The organism is Candidatus Marifrigoribacter sp. Uisw_064 (assembly GCF_047730175.1).
GTDB lineage: Bacteria > Bacteroidota > Bacteroidia > Flavobacteriales > Flavobacteriaceae > Marifrigoribacter.
The window spans coordinates 629,143-643,435 of the sequence record NZ_CP159833.1; the positions used below are offsets into that span (position 1 = coordinate 629,143).

The window sequence follows — 14,293 nt, forward strand, 5'->3', positions numbered from 1 at the left end:
TATGTGCCAGCAGATTATTTATACTTAAGTGGTAGATGCACCACTTTTTTAGTTTCAAAAAAAGGTTCCTCAAAATAGTCTTCTAAGTTATAAATTGTTGCTTTTGAAAAATGAGCTAATTCTTCCTTCAAATCACCTCCTTTTAAATAAAGTATTCCATTTTTTAATTCGTGATTGCTTTTTTTAGCGATTCTGTGTTTTACCCAAAACTTAAATGTTTCCATTTGGGCTACTGCCCTACTGACTATAAAATCATATTGATCGGTAATAGTTTCAACTCGTGCATTCGTTATTTTTACATTTTTTAATTGTAACCCTTCAGAAACTTCTTCGACAACTTTTATCTTTTTACCAATACTATCTACTAAATGAAATTTAGTTTCTGGAAATAAAATTGCTAATGGAACGCCTGGAAAACCTCCGCCAGTACCCACATCTAAGACTTTTGATCCTGACTTAAAGGATTGTACTTTTGCTATTCCTAGTGAATGTAGCACATGTCTTAGATATAACTCATCGATATCTTTTCGTGAGACTACATTTATTTTAAGGTTCCAATCTTGATAAAGTTCTTGTAATTTATCAAATTGCTGAATCTGTTCTTCACTAAGGTTCGAAAAGTATTTTTGTATTATCTCCATGTTTATAAATCAATTGCAAAAGTAAAATAACTTTCCTAAAAAATAATAGAAAGAGTTGTGCGTTATTCATAGAAGATAATTATTTTTGTACTTTCTTATATTAATCCTTATTTGAAAAATTAATTATGGATAATAAACAAATTACATTTTCAAGAGAAGATTCTGCAAAGTTTTTCAGAACCCTTAACAAACGTGTTAATCAATATTTCAAAGATAACAATATAGCGAGAACAGGAAACTGGAAGTTATACACTAAAGCTATTGTTATGTTTTCATTATTTTTTGTTCCCTTAATATTAATCCTTACTGTTTCTATGCCACAATGGGCGTTATTACTATTAACTATGGTAATTGGTTTTGGTATGGCTGGAGTAGGAATGAATGTCATGCACGATAGTAATCATGAATCATTTTCGAGTAAAAAATGGGTGAATAGATTAATGGGGAGTAGCATCTATATTTTAGCAGGTAATGTTTATAATTGGAAAGTTCAACACAATGTGTTACACCATACATTTACAAACATTCAAGGACATGATGAAGATATTGATGCGGGAAGAGTCATTCGTTTTTCAAAACATTCAAAATGGTTTAAAATTCATAAATTTCAGAAATTCTATTCTATTTTTCTTTATGGCTTATTAACTATCAACTGGGCAATCACTACTGATTTTAAACAAATGAGAAGTTACCTAAAAAGAAAATTATCTTATGGTAAATTCCCTAATCCTGCAAAAGAATGGACAGTGCTAATCATCTCTAAAATAGTTTATTATATGGTATGGCTTGTGTTACCTTTAGTTGTTTTAGATATAGTTTGGTGGAAAGTACTACTTGGATTTTTTGTAATGCATTATACCGCTGGGATGATCTTAAGTTTAGTTTTTCAACTTGCACATGTAGTTCCTAAAACGGTAATGCCTTTACCAGATACAGAAGGGAACATGAAACATACTTGGGCAGTACATCAATTTTATACGACCTCAAACTTTGCTCCTACTAATAAATTTATCTCTTGGTATACAGGAGGGTTAAATCATCAAGTTGAGCATCATATTTTTCCTCATATTTCACATATACACTACGGAAAGATCGCTAAAATAGTAAAGGATACTGCATTAGAGTTTAACTTACCATATAACGAATACAAAACAACACGTAGAGCTGTTCTTGAACATTTCAAACAATTAGGCTCTTTAGGACATAAACCAGCAGTGGTTTCTATTTAAATAGTAATGAATACAAAATTATCAAATCGCGTAAATGAGATGGCAACTTCAGCCACTTTAGCGATGGCAGCAAAAGCTCGTGAATTAAGACAAGAAGGAAAAGATATTATTGGATTAAGTTTAGGTGAACCTGACTTTTCTGTACCCAATTTTGTAAAAGAAAGTGCAGTAAAGGCAATTAATGATAATTACCATTCCTATACTCCTGTTGATGGATATGGAGAATTAAAACAAGCAATTATCACAAAATTTAAACGTGATAATGGTCTTGACTTTAATCCTTCTCAGATTGTTGTTTCTACTGGCGCAAAACAATCTTTGGCAAATCTTGCCATGGTATTATTAAATGAAGGAGACGAAGTTCTCTTACCAGCTCCTTACTGGGTTAGTTATAGTGATATTAGTAAATTAGCCGGAGGTGTTACTGTAGAAATACCTACAACCATTGAAACAGATTTTAAAATCACTCCAAAAGATTTAGAAGCTGCTATCACTCCAAAAACTAAAATGATTATTTACAGTTCTCCTTGTAATCCAAGTGGGTCTGTATATTCTAAAAAGGAATTAAGAGCTTTAGCAGATGTACTCGTAAAATATCCTAATATTATTGTTATTAGTGATGAAATTTACGAACACATTAATTATGAAGGCGGTCATACTTCTATGGCAATCTTTGATGATATGAAAGATAGAACCGTTGTAGTAAATGGTGTCTCTAAGGCATATTCTATGACAGGATGGAGAATTGGTTACATTGGTGGTCCAGATTGGATTGCAAGAGCTTGTAATAAAATGCAAGGTCAAATTACCAGTGGAGCTAATTGCATTGCACAAAGAGCAACTATTACAGCTTTAGAAAGCCCTCCAAGTAAAATACAATACATGGTTGATGCCTTTAAAGAAAGACGTCAGCTTATACTTAACTTAATTGCTGATATCCCTGGATTTAAAGCAAATATTCCTCAAGGTGCTTTTTATGTTTTTCCTGATATTTCTTATTACTTCGGAAAAACAATCAAGGAAGTAACTATAAGTTCTGCTTCAGATTTTTCTTTATTTTTATTAGAACATGCAAATGTTGCTACCGTGACTGGAGAAGCTTTTGGCGATCCAAATTGTATACGAATTTCTTATGCTGCTTCAGATGAAAACATCATTGAAGCAATGGCTAGAATAAAGAATGCTTTAACATAACTAATCAAAGTAGCTTTCCTATGTATACAAATTTTAATGAATGTAAATCGAAAGAATTAATCCCAGGTTTTATGGTGCAATTAATTCATACCGAATCTCAAACATTCGCTTTATTTGAAATTGAAAAAGGAGCCGTTTTACCTGAACATTTTCATATTCATGAACAAGTTTCTCAAGTGCTTGAAGGTGAGTTTGAATTAACAATTGACGGTAATTCTAAGCTCTGTAAAAAAGGTGATATCGCTATCATGAAGCCCAATGCTGTTCATTCAGGAAGAGCTATAACCAATTGTAAAATTTTAGATGTTTTTACTCCTGTAAGAGAAGATTTAAAATAATTATCTATTTCTCCAGAAAAAAGGTGTGAAAAGGATTAGTACTGTAAATAATTCTAATCTTCCAATTAGCATTAAAAATGAAGCCCACCATTTAGCTAAATCTGGCAATGAGGCATAATTATCTAAGGGACCTAAGCTACCTAATGCAGGCCCTACATTACCAAGACTAGAAGCAGCGCCTCCTAAAGCTGTTTTAAAATCCAATCCTAATAAAGAAAACACCAATACCCCTATTATAAATGAAAGCAAGTATAATATGAAAAAAGCTAGAATATTAAAAACTATAGGTTGCTGTACTGCCTTTTTATTATAACGTACCGGTAAAACGGCATGTGGATGTAAGGTTCTTTTAAACTCCAATAATCCATTTTTAATTAGCAACATATGACGCACAATTTTAATACCTCCAGCGGTAGAACCAGCTGAACCTCCTAAAAACATTAAACCAAAAAACACCATCGTTAAAAATGGAGACCATATAGTGTAATCTGCGCTTACAAAACCAGTAGTGGTAACAATTGCTATCACTTGGAATAAACTATGACGTACCGTGCTCTCAAATTCGCCCCAAACTGTAGGATGATAAACACTTGAATCTGTTATGCCTGTGCCAAAATAAATTATTAATGAAGCAAGCAATGTAAAGAAAGCAATGATTATTAAATAGAACTTAAATTCTTCATCTTTAAATATCTTACTAAACTTAGTTTTAAAAGCAAAATAACTTAATACAAAGTTGGTTCCTGCTAAAAACATAAAAACCATAATGATATATTGTATCATGGGTTTATCGTTCCAAAATGCTATACTTGCATTTTTAGTAGAGAATCCTCCTGTACTTAAAGTACTTAAGGAATGATTCATAGCATCAAACAAGGTCATTCCTGCCACTTTTAATAATATTGTTTCCGCTACGGTATAGCCTACATAAATTAACCATAATCTTTTAGCAGTATCTGCAATTCTAGGATGTAGTTTATCGCCTCCTGGCCCAGGTGCTTCCGCAGCAAATAGTTCCATTCCTCCTATTCCTAATAAAGGTAAAATAGCAATTGCCAATACGATAATCCCCATTCCTCCTATCCAATGGGTGATACTTCGCCAAAACAATACTCCTTTTGGAATACTTTCAATATCATGTAATATAGAAGCGCCTGTGGTAGTATAACCACTCATTGTCTCAAAAAATGCATTGGTAAAACCTGGAATAGCTCCTGTAAAAATATAGGGCAGTGTTCCCACTAATGACATGAATATCCAGCCAAAGGTTACAATCACATAACCATCTCTTTTACACAGTTCTTTTTTATTATCTTTTGTAGCTAACATAATTGCGCCACCTAAAACCAATGTTACAATACCAGCTAATAACATCTCAAAGCCAACACCATCTTTGTAAACAAAACTAATAATAGATGATAATAACATAAAGCCACCATTAACACTAATGAGAAGCCCCATTAAATGAAAAATGATTTTATAATTTAGCTTTACTAAAAATTTCATTATACAAAAAGTGTTTCTACTTTTTTAATAGATTGAGGAAGACAGCACACAACAATTCTATCTCCATTTATAATTTTAAAATCTCCCAATGCAATTAAGCCAAGGCCATCTCTAATTACTCCTCCAATAATTGCAGATCTCGGAATTTTCAAATCACGAATAATTTTATTACAAACTAAAGAGGTGGGTGTAACTTCAAATTCTAATATTTCAGCATTCATATTATTTAGCTTGGTCATGGCAACAATCTCACCTTTTCTAACATATCTAAATATATTATTTGCAGCTAATAACTTTTTATTCACTAAAGTATCAATCCCAATGGATTGAGATAGTTGAAAATAATCCATATTCTCTACCAGAGCAATTGTTTTCTTAACACCTTTAGATTTCGCTACTAGGCAAGACATTATATTTGTTTCACTATTACCCGTAACTGAGATAAAAGCATCCATTTCTCCTATAGACTCTTCTTGCAATAATTCAACATTCCTACCATCTCCTTGAATCACAAGACACGCGGGTACATCATCAGCAATTTCAAAAGCTTTTTCTTTATTTTTTTCAATTAATTTTACTTTGAAATTATGTTTGCAAAGGTCTCTTGCCGTTTTAAAACCAATCTGACTTCCGCCTAAAATCATTACATTTTTTAATTCTTCGCGTGCTTTTCCTGTTAGCTTATATATTTCATCAACTCCTTTTTTTGTGGTAATAAAGTATACTTGATCTCCTTCTTTAAATTGAGTATCGCCTCTTGGGATTAAGGTATATTGTGTGCCATATCTTTGTATTGCAATTGGCACGTAATATAAATCGTTGTATATCTCTGCAACTTCTCTAACTGTTTTTCCAACAAAGGCAGTTGTTCTATTTAAAATAAGTCCAATCATGATTAGTGCTCCACCCTCAAACTCAAAAGTATCATTAAAAGCACTTTGGTTTAACAATAATTCAATTTCGCTTGCTGCTAGGGATTCAGGAGAAATTAATTCATCAATTCCTATTTTCTTAAAACCTATCTCATCTTTATTTTTAATAAATTCTGTATTCGAAATTCTAGCAATGGTTTTTTTCGCCCCTAATTGTTTCGCTAAGACACAGGCAGTAATATTGGTCGTTTCACTAGAAGTAACACTAATAAATAAATCTGTAGAATTTACATTTGCGTCTTTTAAAACTGAAATCGATGTTGCATTTCCTCTAGAAACTCTAATATCTAAGCGGGAATCAGCATTCGCAAGAGATTCTCTGTCGGTGTCTATTAAAGTTATGTCTTGGGACTCAAAAGAAAGAAGTTTAGCCAAATGAAAACCTACTTCACCAGCACCTGCAATAATAATTTTCATGTGTCTCTATTTATTGTTTTATAGCAGATACTTGCTGTTCGCTAGTAATGTTTCCTATAGATTATAAAAAATTTAACATGCTTGTTTCATAACAAGTTGTACTCAATAAGTAGAACAAAGGTATTGAAATTTAATATAGGTAACACATTTTTAATATGCCATCTATTTTTAATAAACATAGCAATGAAGACAAAAAAATCGTAATTTTACTGCCGTTTTACTTTATGGAAAAAAAAATTACACCTTATAGAGATTCAACTCTTAATAAAAAAGAGCAAGTAGAAAAAATGTTCGATACCATTTCTGGTAATTACGATGGACTAAATCGTGTTATATCGTTCGGTATTGATATTAAATGGCGTAAAAAAGTTTTAAAATTAATACAAAATAAAAATCCTGAAAGCGTTCTTGATATTGCTACAGGAACAGGTGATTTAGCTATTAAATTTGCTGAAAAAACGAATGCTTCAAAAATTATTGGATTAGATATTTCTGAAGGCATGTTATCTGTCGCTAAAAATAAAATTAAAGGAACGCCTATTTCTGAAAAAGTTCAATTTATCAAAGGTGATTCTGAAGCATTGCCTTTTGAAGATAATTCATTTGAAGCCATCACAGTTTCTTTCGGTATTAGAAATTTTGAACACCTAGAAAAAGGTCTTTCAGAAATTTATAGAGTTATAAAACCACAGGGGATTTTTATTATTCTTGAAACATCTGTACCTAAAAAATTCCCATTTAAACAAGGCTATTATTTTTATTCAAAAACATTGCTACCCTTTATCGGAAAAATATTTTCAAAAGATAAAGTTGCCTATACATATTTAAGTGAAAGTGCTGCGGTTTTTCCTCATGGAAAAAAGCTTAACAATATTTTACAAAAAATTGGGTTTATAAGTGTGGAAAATAAACCTCAAACTTTAGGGGTGGCAACCATTTATACCGCTACTAAATAATTATGAAACGAGCATGCTGAAAAATTCATCACCCAACGAGTTGATTCACAGCAAACCTGCCTGCGGCAGGTAGGCAGCATGCGATCGCTAAAAAAATATTATAGATACATGAAACATTTATTATTAATTCTCTCTTTATTGTTCCTAGCTGAAAGTGCTCAAGCACAAATGTTTAGTAAAGAAAAATTGACCAACCAAGAAAATTTTGACGAACGATTTTTAACATGGGGGTATTTTCTAGGCTTCAATAGTTACGATTTCAAGTTTGATTATCTTAATCAATTTGAAGATGATAATACCGATGTTGTTGTAAGTGGAGAAGCTGGATTTAATGTAGGTTTAATAGGAGACATGAGGATTAATGATTATGTAAATCTTCGATTAGAACCAGGTATTATTTTTACACAAAGAAACTTAACTTTCCCAAGGCTATTAGAAGAAAGAGATTTCTTAAGAGAGGTAAAATCGACTTATATACACATCCCATTATTATTAAAATTTTCAACGAAAAGAATTAATAATATCAAACCCTTTATAGTAGGAGGAGTATCTACTTCTATAAATCTTTCGAGTAATGAGGAAAATCCTGAAGATAATTTTCAAGGACAGTTTAGAACCACCAAAAATACTTCCTATTATGAATTAGGTTTTGGTGTTGATTTCTACCTATATTACTTTAAGTTCACACCATCAATTCGTGGTGTATTTGCATTAAGCAATGAACTTGTTTACGATAATGACCCGAATAGTCCTTGGACCGAGAACATAGACAAAATGCTTACTAGAGGAGTATTTATTAACTTTACTTTTCAGTAGATCGTTTAAATTCACTTAAAAGAATAGACGTTGCCATAGCAACATTTAAACTTTCGGTTTTTTGTAGATTTCCAAATTTTGGAATAGTAATTTTTTCAGAAAGTAAATTCATTATTTCTTCAGATATGCCTTTCCCTTCATTTCCAAGGACAATAATTGCATTTTGCGGTAATTCTTTTCTATAAACGTTAGAACCTTCCATACAAGCCCCGTATACAGGGATTGTTGTGTTTTCTATGGTTTCAGATAAATCAGTATACACAACATTTACTCTAGAAATAGAGCCCATGGTTGCTTGAATCACTTTTGGATTATAACAATCGACAGTGTCTTTAGAACATATTATTTGATGTACCCCAAACCAATCGCATAATCGAATGATAGTCCCTAAATTTCCTGGATCCCTAATCGCATCTAACGCAACTATAAGACCTTTTTCTGAAATATTTTTTTCTTTCGAAATTTTAAACACCGCTAATGAAGAATTAGCATTTTTGAGAAAACTTATTTTTTTTAATTCTTCTTTTGAAACAATTTCAGCATTATTTTGCTGTATATCAGCATTTTCCAATGCATACAAAGAATGTACTTCAAATTGAGCATCTATAAACTCATTAATAACTTTAGGTCCTTCTGCAACAAAAAGACCAGAAATATCACGGTACTTTTTTTGTTGTAAACTCGTTATTAATTTTATTTGACTTTTACTTAGCAAAAACTTGTATTTTTGAACAAGAAAACATTTCACTTGAACCCACGTCTCGCAAAAATATCATTATTTTTAGTATTAACGACACTTTTATTTTCGTGTGATGCTGTTAAACACCTAAATAATGATCAATACCTTCTAACTAAAAATACTATTAAAGTAGATAGTAGCGCTGTTAAAGACGCAAAAGTATACAGTCAGTTATATCAAAAACCGAATCCGAAATTATTTACAATTCCCGTTGGATTGCATATTTATAATTTAGCAAAACAACAACCCGATTCAACGTATCAAAAATGGCTTCACAAAAAGCCAGAACGAGAAGCGCGTTTAATTAAATTTCTTTCAAAAAAGCAAGTAGATAAATTAGGAAGAAGTTATGTTGCTTTTAATAAATGGCTGCAAAAATCTGGTAATGCTCCTGTTATTATTGACGAGAAAAAAATTGAAAAATCTGTTAAACGATTAAAGGATTACTATTATAGTTTTGGCTGGTTTAATAGAGAAGTAGATTATACAATAGAAAAAACAGATAGAAAAAGAGCATCAATCACTTATACTATTACACCGAAAAAACCATATGTAATAGATTCCATTTCAGAAAAAATAAGTTCCCCCATAGTTGATTCATTATATAAAATGACTAAGAGTCAGTCATTTATAGAGCCCGGCAAACAATTTGCTACAAATGATTTTATAAATGAAAGGGATCGATTAACACTACAATTCAGAAATTCTGGCTTGTATTATTTTGATCAAGATTATGTTGGTTTTGATGCAGATACTGTAAATACAGGTCATAAGGTAAATATTGATTATGTGATACCCGACAGATCATATACAAAAAATGACACCGTTTACACCGAACCTTTTAAAGCACATCATATAACTGAAGTTCGAATTGTTACTGATTTTTCATTCGCAAATAGAAATAAATCAATTGCTGATTCTACCTCATTTAATGGGTATAAGCTTTTTAATTATGAAGATTTAAAGTTTCGCCCTAAAGCAATTACGGATGCTATAGCAATCATACCCGGTGAAATCTTTAAAGACATTGACCGAACTTTAACTTACAATCAAATTGGAGATTTACGAATATTTAAATATCCAAATATAAGTTACCAAGAAGATCCTAATGATACTACAGGAACAGGATTAATTACTACTATTTTACTTTCTCCTAGAAAGAAATACACATTCGATGTTAATTTTGATACCTATACCTCAACCATTCAGCAATTGGGAGTTGGTTTTAGCACCTCCTTTTTAATACGAAATGTGTTTAGAGGAGCTGAAATTTTAGAAATCTCAGCTAGAGGAAGTATAGGTTCTTCAAAAGATGCTGCAGACAGTGAAAATACTTTTTTTAATATTTCTGATGTAGGAGGTGATGTAAAATTATCATTTCCTAGAATACTTTTTCCAATAAAAACTGAACGCTGGATTCCAAAATACATGTCTCCCTCAACTTCAATTAGTATAGGGATTAACGTTCAAAACAATATTGGTTTGGATAGACAGAATATTAATGCTTCTTTTAATTATCGTTGGAAACCTTCAAAAATTATTACCAATCGATTAGATTTAATGAATGTTCAGTATGTTAGAAACTTAAATTCAAGCAACTATTTTAATGTGTATCAGAACTCATTTTCTCAATTAAATGAAGTCGCACAACTGAATGAACTTAATAATCCTGGCAGTATCAACCCAGATTATTATTCTTTAAATACAAATAATGAACTCAATTTAATAATCCCAGAAGGAGCCAATAATTTCATTAATGATGCTTTAAATGGAAACATTTCAGGAATAACAAACAGCGCTTCTAGTTTTGTGTCTATAAGAAACATAGACGAACGTAAAGAACGATTAACTGAAGACAATTTAATATTCGCTACAAGTTTTTCTTGGACTCGTGATACTCGAGAAAATTTAAACGACAAAAATTTTTCTAGGCTAAGAGGTAAAATTGAATCTGTTGGAAATTTATTAAGAGGCGTTTCAAATATTTCTGGATTAGAAAAAAATGACACTGGAAATTTTAATATTTTAGGAGTTACATTTTCGCAATATGCAAAAATTGAAGGTGAATATATAAAACACTGGGATTTAGATCACAATAATATTTTAGCATTTCGTACTTTTGCTGGTATCGCTATCCCATACGGAAATAGTAATAGCATCCCCTTTACACGTAGTTATTTTGCAGGAGGCGCAAATGACAACAGAGGGTGGCAACCATACGACTTAGGCCCCGGAAGTAGTGGTAGCGTCAACGAATTTAATGAAGCAAATTTAAAAATAGCGTTCAATGCCGAATATAGATATACAATTATTGGAGCTATAAAAGGAGCCTTTTTTGTTGATGCAGGTAATATTTGGAATGCTATGGATAATGTCGATGATGAAGCATCTCGCTTTACAAGTTTATCAGATCTTCGAGATATAGCAGTTGCCTCAGGATTAGGATTAAGATATGATTTTGGTTTTTTTGTAATTCGCTTAGATGTTGGATTTAAGACCTACGACCCATCAAGGATAAAGGGAGAAAGATGGTTTAAAGATTATAATTTTAGTAACGCTGTTTATAACATAGGTATTAACTATCCTTTTTAACACAATTATTTATTATTTTTGCTAAAACTAAAATTTAATGAGTCATACAATTCAACCCGGAGTAGCAACAGGTAAAGAAATTCAAAAAATACATCAATATGCAAAGGAAAAAGGATTTGCATTACCCGCTGTAAATGTAACAGGTTCTAGTACAGTTAATGCTGTATTAGAAACAGCAGCTTCATTAAATTCTCCAGTTATCATTCAATTTTCAAATGGAGGAGCTCATTTCAATGCAGGTAAAGGCCTTTCAAATGAAAATCAACAAGCTGCTATCGCTGGAGGTGTTGCCGGAGCTAAACATGTTCATGAATTAGCAAAAGTGTACGGTGCAACTGTAATTCTTCATACAGACCATTGTGCTAAAAAATTATTGCCATGGATTGATGGTTTATTAGATGCTGGTGAATTACATTATAAAGAAACTGGTATTCCTTTATATAGTTCTCATATGATAGATCTTTCAGAAGAACCTATCGAAGAAAACATAGAAATTTGTAAAAGATATTTAGAAAGAATGTCTAAAATAGGCATGACTTTAGAAATTGAATTAGGAATCACTGGAGGAGAAGAAGATGGTGTAGACAATAGTGATGTTGATTCATCTAAGCTTTATACGCAACCTGAAGAAGTAGCATATGCGTATGAGGAATTAATGAAAGTTAGTGACAAGTTTACAATTGCAGCAGCTTTCGGAAATGTACACGGTGTTTACAAACCAGGAAATGTTGAGCTTACTCCTATTATATTAAAAAATTCGCAAGAATTTGTTCAGAAAAAATACAACACGGGACCTAACCCTATTGATTTTGTTTTTCACGGCGGAAGTGGATCTTCAGTCGCAGAAATTCGTGAAGCAATTGGTTATGGTGTTATAAAAATGAATATAGATACTGATTTACAATTTGCTTTCTCTGAAGGAGTTCGTGATTATATGAACAATAATATAGAATACCTAAGAACTCAAATTGGAAATCCTGACGGAGATGAAATTCCTAATAAAAAATATTATGATCCAAGAAAATGGTTACGTGAAGGCGAAGCTACTTTTAGAAAAAGGCTAAAACAAGCTTTTGAAGATCTTAACAATATAAATACATTATAACCAAAATTATATATTATGAGTTGGTTTAAAAGAACTAAAAAAGGAATACATACTCCTACAGAAGAGAAAAAAGATGTCCCTAAAGGGCTTTGGTATAAATCTCCTACAGGAAAAGTAATAGACACTAAAGAGTTAGAAAAGAATTTTTACGTAAGCCCAGAAGATGGCTATCATGTTCGTATTGGAAGCAAAGAATATTTCGAAATATTATTTGATGACAATAAATTTAAGGAATTTGATAAAGAGATAACCTCAAAAGATCCTCTAAAATTTGAAGACACTAAAAAATATACACAACGTCTAAAAGATGCCACCGAAAAAACTAAATTAAGCGATGCTGTTCGTACTGCTGTTGGTAAATCAATGGGAGAAGATTTAGTTATTGCTTGTATGGATTTTGGGTTTATTGGCGGTTCCATGGGAAGTGTTGTAGGTGAAAAAATTGCAAGAGCTGCAGAATATTCATTGAAAAACAAAATCCCTTTAATGATTATATCAAAAAGTGGTGGAGCTAGAATGATGGAAGCAGCATTATCATTAATGCAATTAGCTAAGACGAGTGTGAAACTAGCACAATTAGCAGAAGCAAAAATCCCCTACATCTCATTATGTACTGACCCTACCACAGGAGGTACTACAGCATCATTTGCAATGTTAGGTGATATAAATATCAGTGAACCTGGAGCCTTAGTTGCTTTCGCTGGACCTAGAGTAGTTAGAGACACTACGGGAAAAGAACTTCCCGAAGGCTTTCAAAGAGCCGAATTTTTACAAGAACATGGGTTTTTAGATTTTATTACACATCGTAAAGATTTAAAAATAAGAATCAATCAGTATTTAGATTTAATACTAAATAGACCTATTAGAGTAATTAAAGCATAACAAAAAAAAGCTACTCAATTGAGTAGCTTTTTTTATGAATTTATTTTTTTTTAATGCTGAAGTGTAATAATATATTCATTGCCATTTACAGTTAAAATAGCTGTATTATCACAAGTTCCATCACCATAATTTAAGGTGCCTGAAATATCATTTCTACTAACATCTACCGTTCCACTTACAAAAAATTGACAAGTAGCTTCACGTCTTAAAGAATAAGTTACAAGTACAGATCTTGAAAAACCTGAACTAAAATCAGCAGTCCAATTCCCTGTCACCAAGTAAACATTATCCATCCAGGTTCCCGATCCTACTCCTTCGACCCACTCTCTAACTCTAACTCCATCAACTGTTGCCACAAGACCGGATTCAAAAGTCACCACTATATTTTTATGCAAGGTAGATTGAGGATTACCTGAAGCATTACTATGTTCTCTAAAAATAGTTCCTCCTCCTTCAATTCCTCTTGAATTTATATAAAAATCTTCAAAAGAATAGGTAATATTTCGGGTATCATTTTGAATAGGTGTATATGAGATGTGGATTTTTCCAGCAACTATATTTCCATTATTTAATTCACATCCAAATCCGAAATCTAAGATGATAAAGGTTATGTCATTTTCAGCACTTATTGTAATCTCTACACAATCTGAAAATAAACTTGTGGTAGCTCCTTTTTCCTCTTCATTTTCTATAAAAGCAGTTTCTATGATATTAAATGCTTTTGTAGAAACTTCGTCTGTTTTAGCTGCCTGTTTACTTTGCTCTAAAGTTAAATCGGCATTTGAGTCGGTTACCTCACTTTCAGTATCTTCGCTACAAGAAGTAAACACTACTAAAACACTTAGTAAAACAACAATGGTTTTGCTTATTTTTTTTACATACATGATATTAATTTTTAAAGGTTTATACCTGATAGGACTTGAAAAATGCAAAAAAGTTTTAAAAC

At 31.8% G+C, this 14,293-nt stretch carries 13 protein-coding genes; 8 read left to right on the forward strand and 5 right to left on the reverse strand.

What is annotated here, in order from left to right:
• Window positions 1-14 precede the first annotated feature (14 nt).
• A complete protein-coding gene (gene rsmG, locus ABXT64_RS02850) occupies window positions 15-641 on the reverse strand; it encodes a 16S rRNA (guanine(527)-N(7))-methyltransferase RsmG (protein WP_443633876.1) in 627 nt (208 codons plus the stop codon).
• Window positions 642-766: 125 nt separating this feature from the next.
• Here rsmG and ABXT64_RS02855 point away from each other — a divergent pair, with 125 nt between their 5' ends.
• The 3 genes from ABXT64_RS02855 to ABXT64_RS02865 are packed head-to-tail and all read left to right on the forward strand — an operon-like array spanning window position 767 to window position 3,402.
• A complete protein-coding gene (locus ABXT64_RS02855) occupies window positions 767-1,870 on the forward strand; it encodes a fatty acid desaturase family protein (RefSeq protein WP_443633877.1) in 1,104 nt (367 codons plus the stop codon).
• Window positions 1,871-1,876: 6 nt separating this feature from the next.
• Window positions 1,877-3,064, forward strand: coding sequence for a pyridoxal phosphate-dependent aminotransferase (locus tag ABXT64_RS02860; protein ID WP_443633878.1), 1,188 nt, complete (start codon window positions 1,877-1,879; stop codon window positions 3,062-3,064).
• Window positions 3,065-3,084: 20 nt separating this feature from the next.
• Window positions 3,085-3,402, forward strand: coding sequence for a cupin domain-containing protein (locus tag ABXT64_RS02865; RefSeq protein ID WP_443633879.1), 318 nt, complete (start codon window positions 3,085-3,087; stop codon window positions 3,400-3,402).
• Here ABXT64_RS02865 and ABXT64_RS02870 read toward each other — a convergent pair whose 3' ends face one another.
• Together ABXT64_RS02870 and trkA are read right to left on the reverse strand one after the other, a co-directional pair.
• On the reverse strand, window positions 3,403-4,908 hold the full coding sequence (locus tag ABXT64_RS02870; RefSeq protein WP_443633880.1) for a TrkH family potassium uptake protein: 1,506 nt from the start codon (window positions 4,906-4,908) through the stop codon (window positions 3,403-3,405).
• Window positions 4,908-6,257 carry a Trk system potassium transporter TrkA gene (gene trkA / locus ABXT64_RS02875; RefSeq protein WP_443633881.1) on the reverse strand — a complete coding sequence of 450 codons (1,350 nt, stop codon included), beginning with the start codon at window positions 6,255-6,257 and terminating at the stop codon, window positions 4,908-4,910. The genes ABXT64_RS02870 and trkA overlap by 1 nt, the downstream gene beginning before the upstream one ends.
• A 224-nt stretch (window positions 6,258-6,481) precedes the next feature.
• Between trkA and ubiE the strand changes: the two genes are divergently transcribed.
• On the forward strand, window positions 6,482-7,213 hold the full coding sequence (gene ubiE, locus ABXT64_RS02880; protein ID WP_443633882.1) for a bifunctional demethylmenaquinone methyltransferase/2-methoxy-6-polyprenyl-1,4-benzoquinol methylase UbiE: 732 nt from the start codon (window positions 6,482-6,484) through the stop codon (window positions 7,211-7,213).
• A gap of 108 nt (window positions 7,214-7,321) precedes the next feature.
• Window positions 7,322-8,029 (forward strand): type IX secretion/gliding motility protein PorT/SprT, encoded by a 708-nt coding sequence (gene porT, locus ABXT64_RS02885; protein WP_443633883.1) that lies wholly within the window; start codon window positions 7,322-7,324, stop codon window positions 8,027-8,029.
• Here the strand turns inward: porT and ABXT64_RS02890 are convergent.
• Entirely contained in the window at window positions 8,016-8,744 is a 729-nt protein-coding gene (locus tag ABXT64_RS02890) for a TrmH family RNA methyltransferase (protein WP_443633884.1), read from the reverse strand. The two genes, porT and ABXT64_RS02890, sit on opposite strands and share 14 nt — an antisense overlap.
• Before the next feature lie 33 nt (window positions 8,745-8,777).
• On the opposite strand from ABXT64_RS02890, the gene tamL reads away from it, so the two are divergent.
• The 3 genes from tamL to accD are packed head-to-tail and all read left to right on the forward strand — an operon-like array spanning window position 8,778 to window position 13,347.
• Entirely contained in the window at window positions 8,778-11,360 is a 2,583-nt protein-coding gene (gene tamL / locus ABXT64_RS02895; protein WP_443633885.1) for a translocation and assembly module lipoprotein TamL, read from the forward strand.
• A gap of 37 nt (window positions 11,361-11,397) precedes the next feature.
• Complete coding sequence (fbaA, locus tag ABXT64_RS02900) at window positions 11,398-12,465, forward strand: class II fructose-bisphosphate aldolase (RefSeq protein ID WP_443633886.1); 1,068 nt, start codon at window positions 11,398-11,400, stop codon at window positions 12,463-12,465.
• Between the two features lie 15 nt (window positions 12,466-12,480).
• Window positions 12,481-13,347 carry an acetyl-CoA carboxylase, carboxyltransferase subunit beta gene (accD, locus tag ABXT64_RS02905; RefSeq protein ID WP_443633887.1) on the forward strand — a complete coding sequence of 289 codons (867 nt, stop codon included), beginning with the start codon at window positions 12,481-12,483 and terminating at the stop codon, window positions 13,345-13,347.
• Window positions 13,348-13,397: 50 nt separating this feature from the next.
• Here the strand turns inward: accD and ABXT64_RS02910 are convergent, their stop codons facing one another.
• Entirely contained in the window at window positions 13,398-14,231 is an 834-nt protein-coding gene (locus tag ABXT64_RS02910; protein ID WP_443633888.1) for a hypothetical protein, read from the reverse strand.
• Between the last annotated feature and the right edge of the window lie 62 nt (window positions 14,232-14,293).

Bases quoted from the DNA above. Each gene is read 5' to 3' on its own strand.
- rsmG (WP_443633876.1), bottom strand. From the start codon at position 641: ATGGAGATAATACAAAAATACTTTTCGAACCTTAGTGAAGAACAGATT.
- ABXT64_RS02855 (WP_443633877.1), top strand. From the start codon at position 767: ATGGATAATAAACAAATTACATTTTCAAGAGAAGATTCTGCAAAGTTT.
- ABXT64_RS02860 (WP_443633878.1), top strand. From the start codon at position 1,877: ATGAATACAAAATTATCAAATCGCGTAAATGAGATGGCAACTTCAGCC.
- ABXT64_RS02865 (WP_443633879.1), top strand. From the start codon at position 3,085: ATGTATACAAATTTTAATGAATGTAAATCGAAAGAATTAATCCCAGGT.
- ABXT64_RS02870 (WP_443633880.1), bottom strand. From the start codon at position 4,908: ATGAAATTTTTAGTAAAGCTAAATTATAAAATCATTTTTCATTTAATG.
- trkA (WP_443633881.1), bottom strand. From the start codon at position 6,257: ATGAAAATTATTATTGCAGGTGCTGGTGAAGTAGGTTTTCATTTGGCT.
- ubiE (WP_443633882.1), top strand. From the start codon at position 6,482: ATGGAAAAAAAAATTACACCTTATAGAGATTCAACTCTTAATAAAAAA.
- porT (WP_443633883.1), top strand. From the start codon at position 7,322: ATGAAACATTTATTATTAATTCTCTCTTTATTGTTCCTAGCTGAAAGT.
- fbaA (WP_443633886.1), top strand. From the start codon at position 11,398: ATGAGTCATACAATTCAACCCGGAGTAGCAACAGGTAAAGAAATTCAA.
- accD (WP_443633887.1), top strand. From the start codon at position 12,481: ATGAGTTGGTTTAAAAGAACTAAAAAAGGAATACATACTCCTACAGAA.
- ABXT64_RS02910 (WP_443633888.1), bottom strand. From the start codon at position 14,231: ATGTATGTAAAAAAAATAAGCAAAACCATTGTTGTTTTACTAAGTGTT.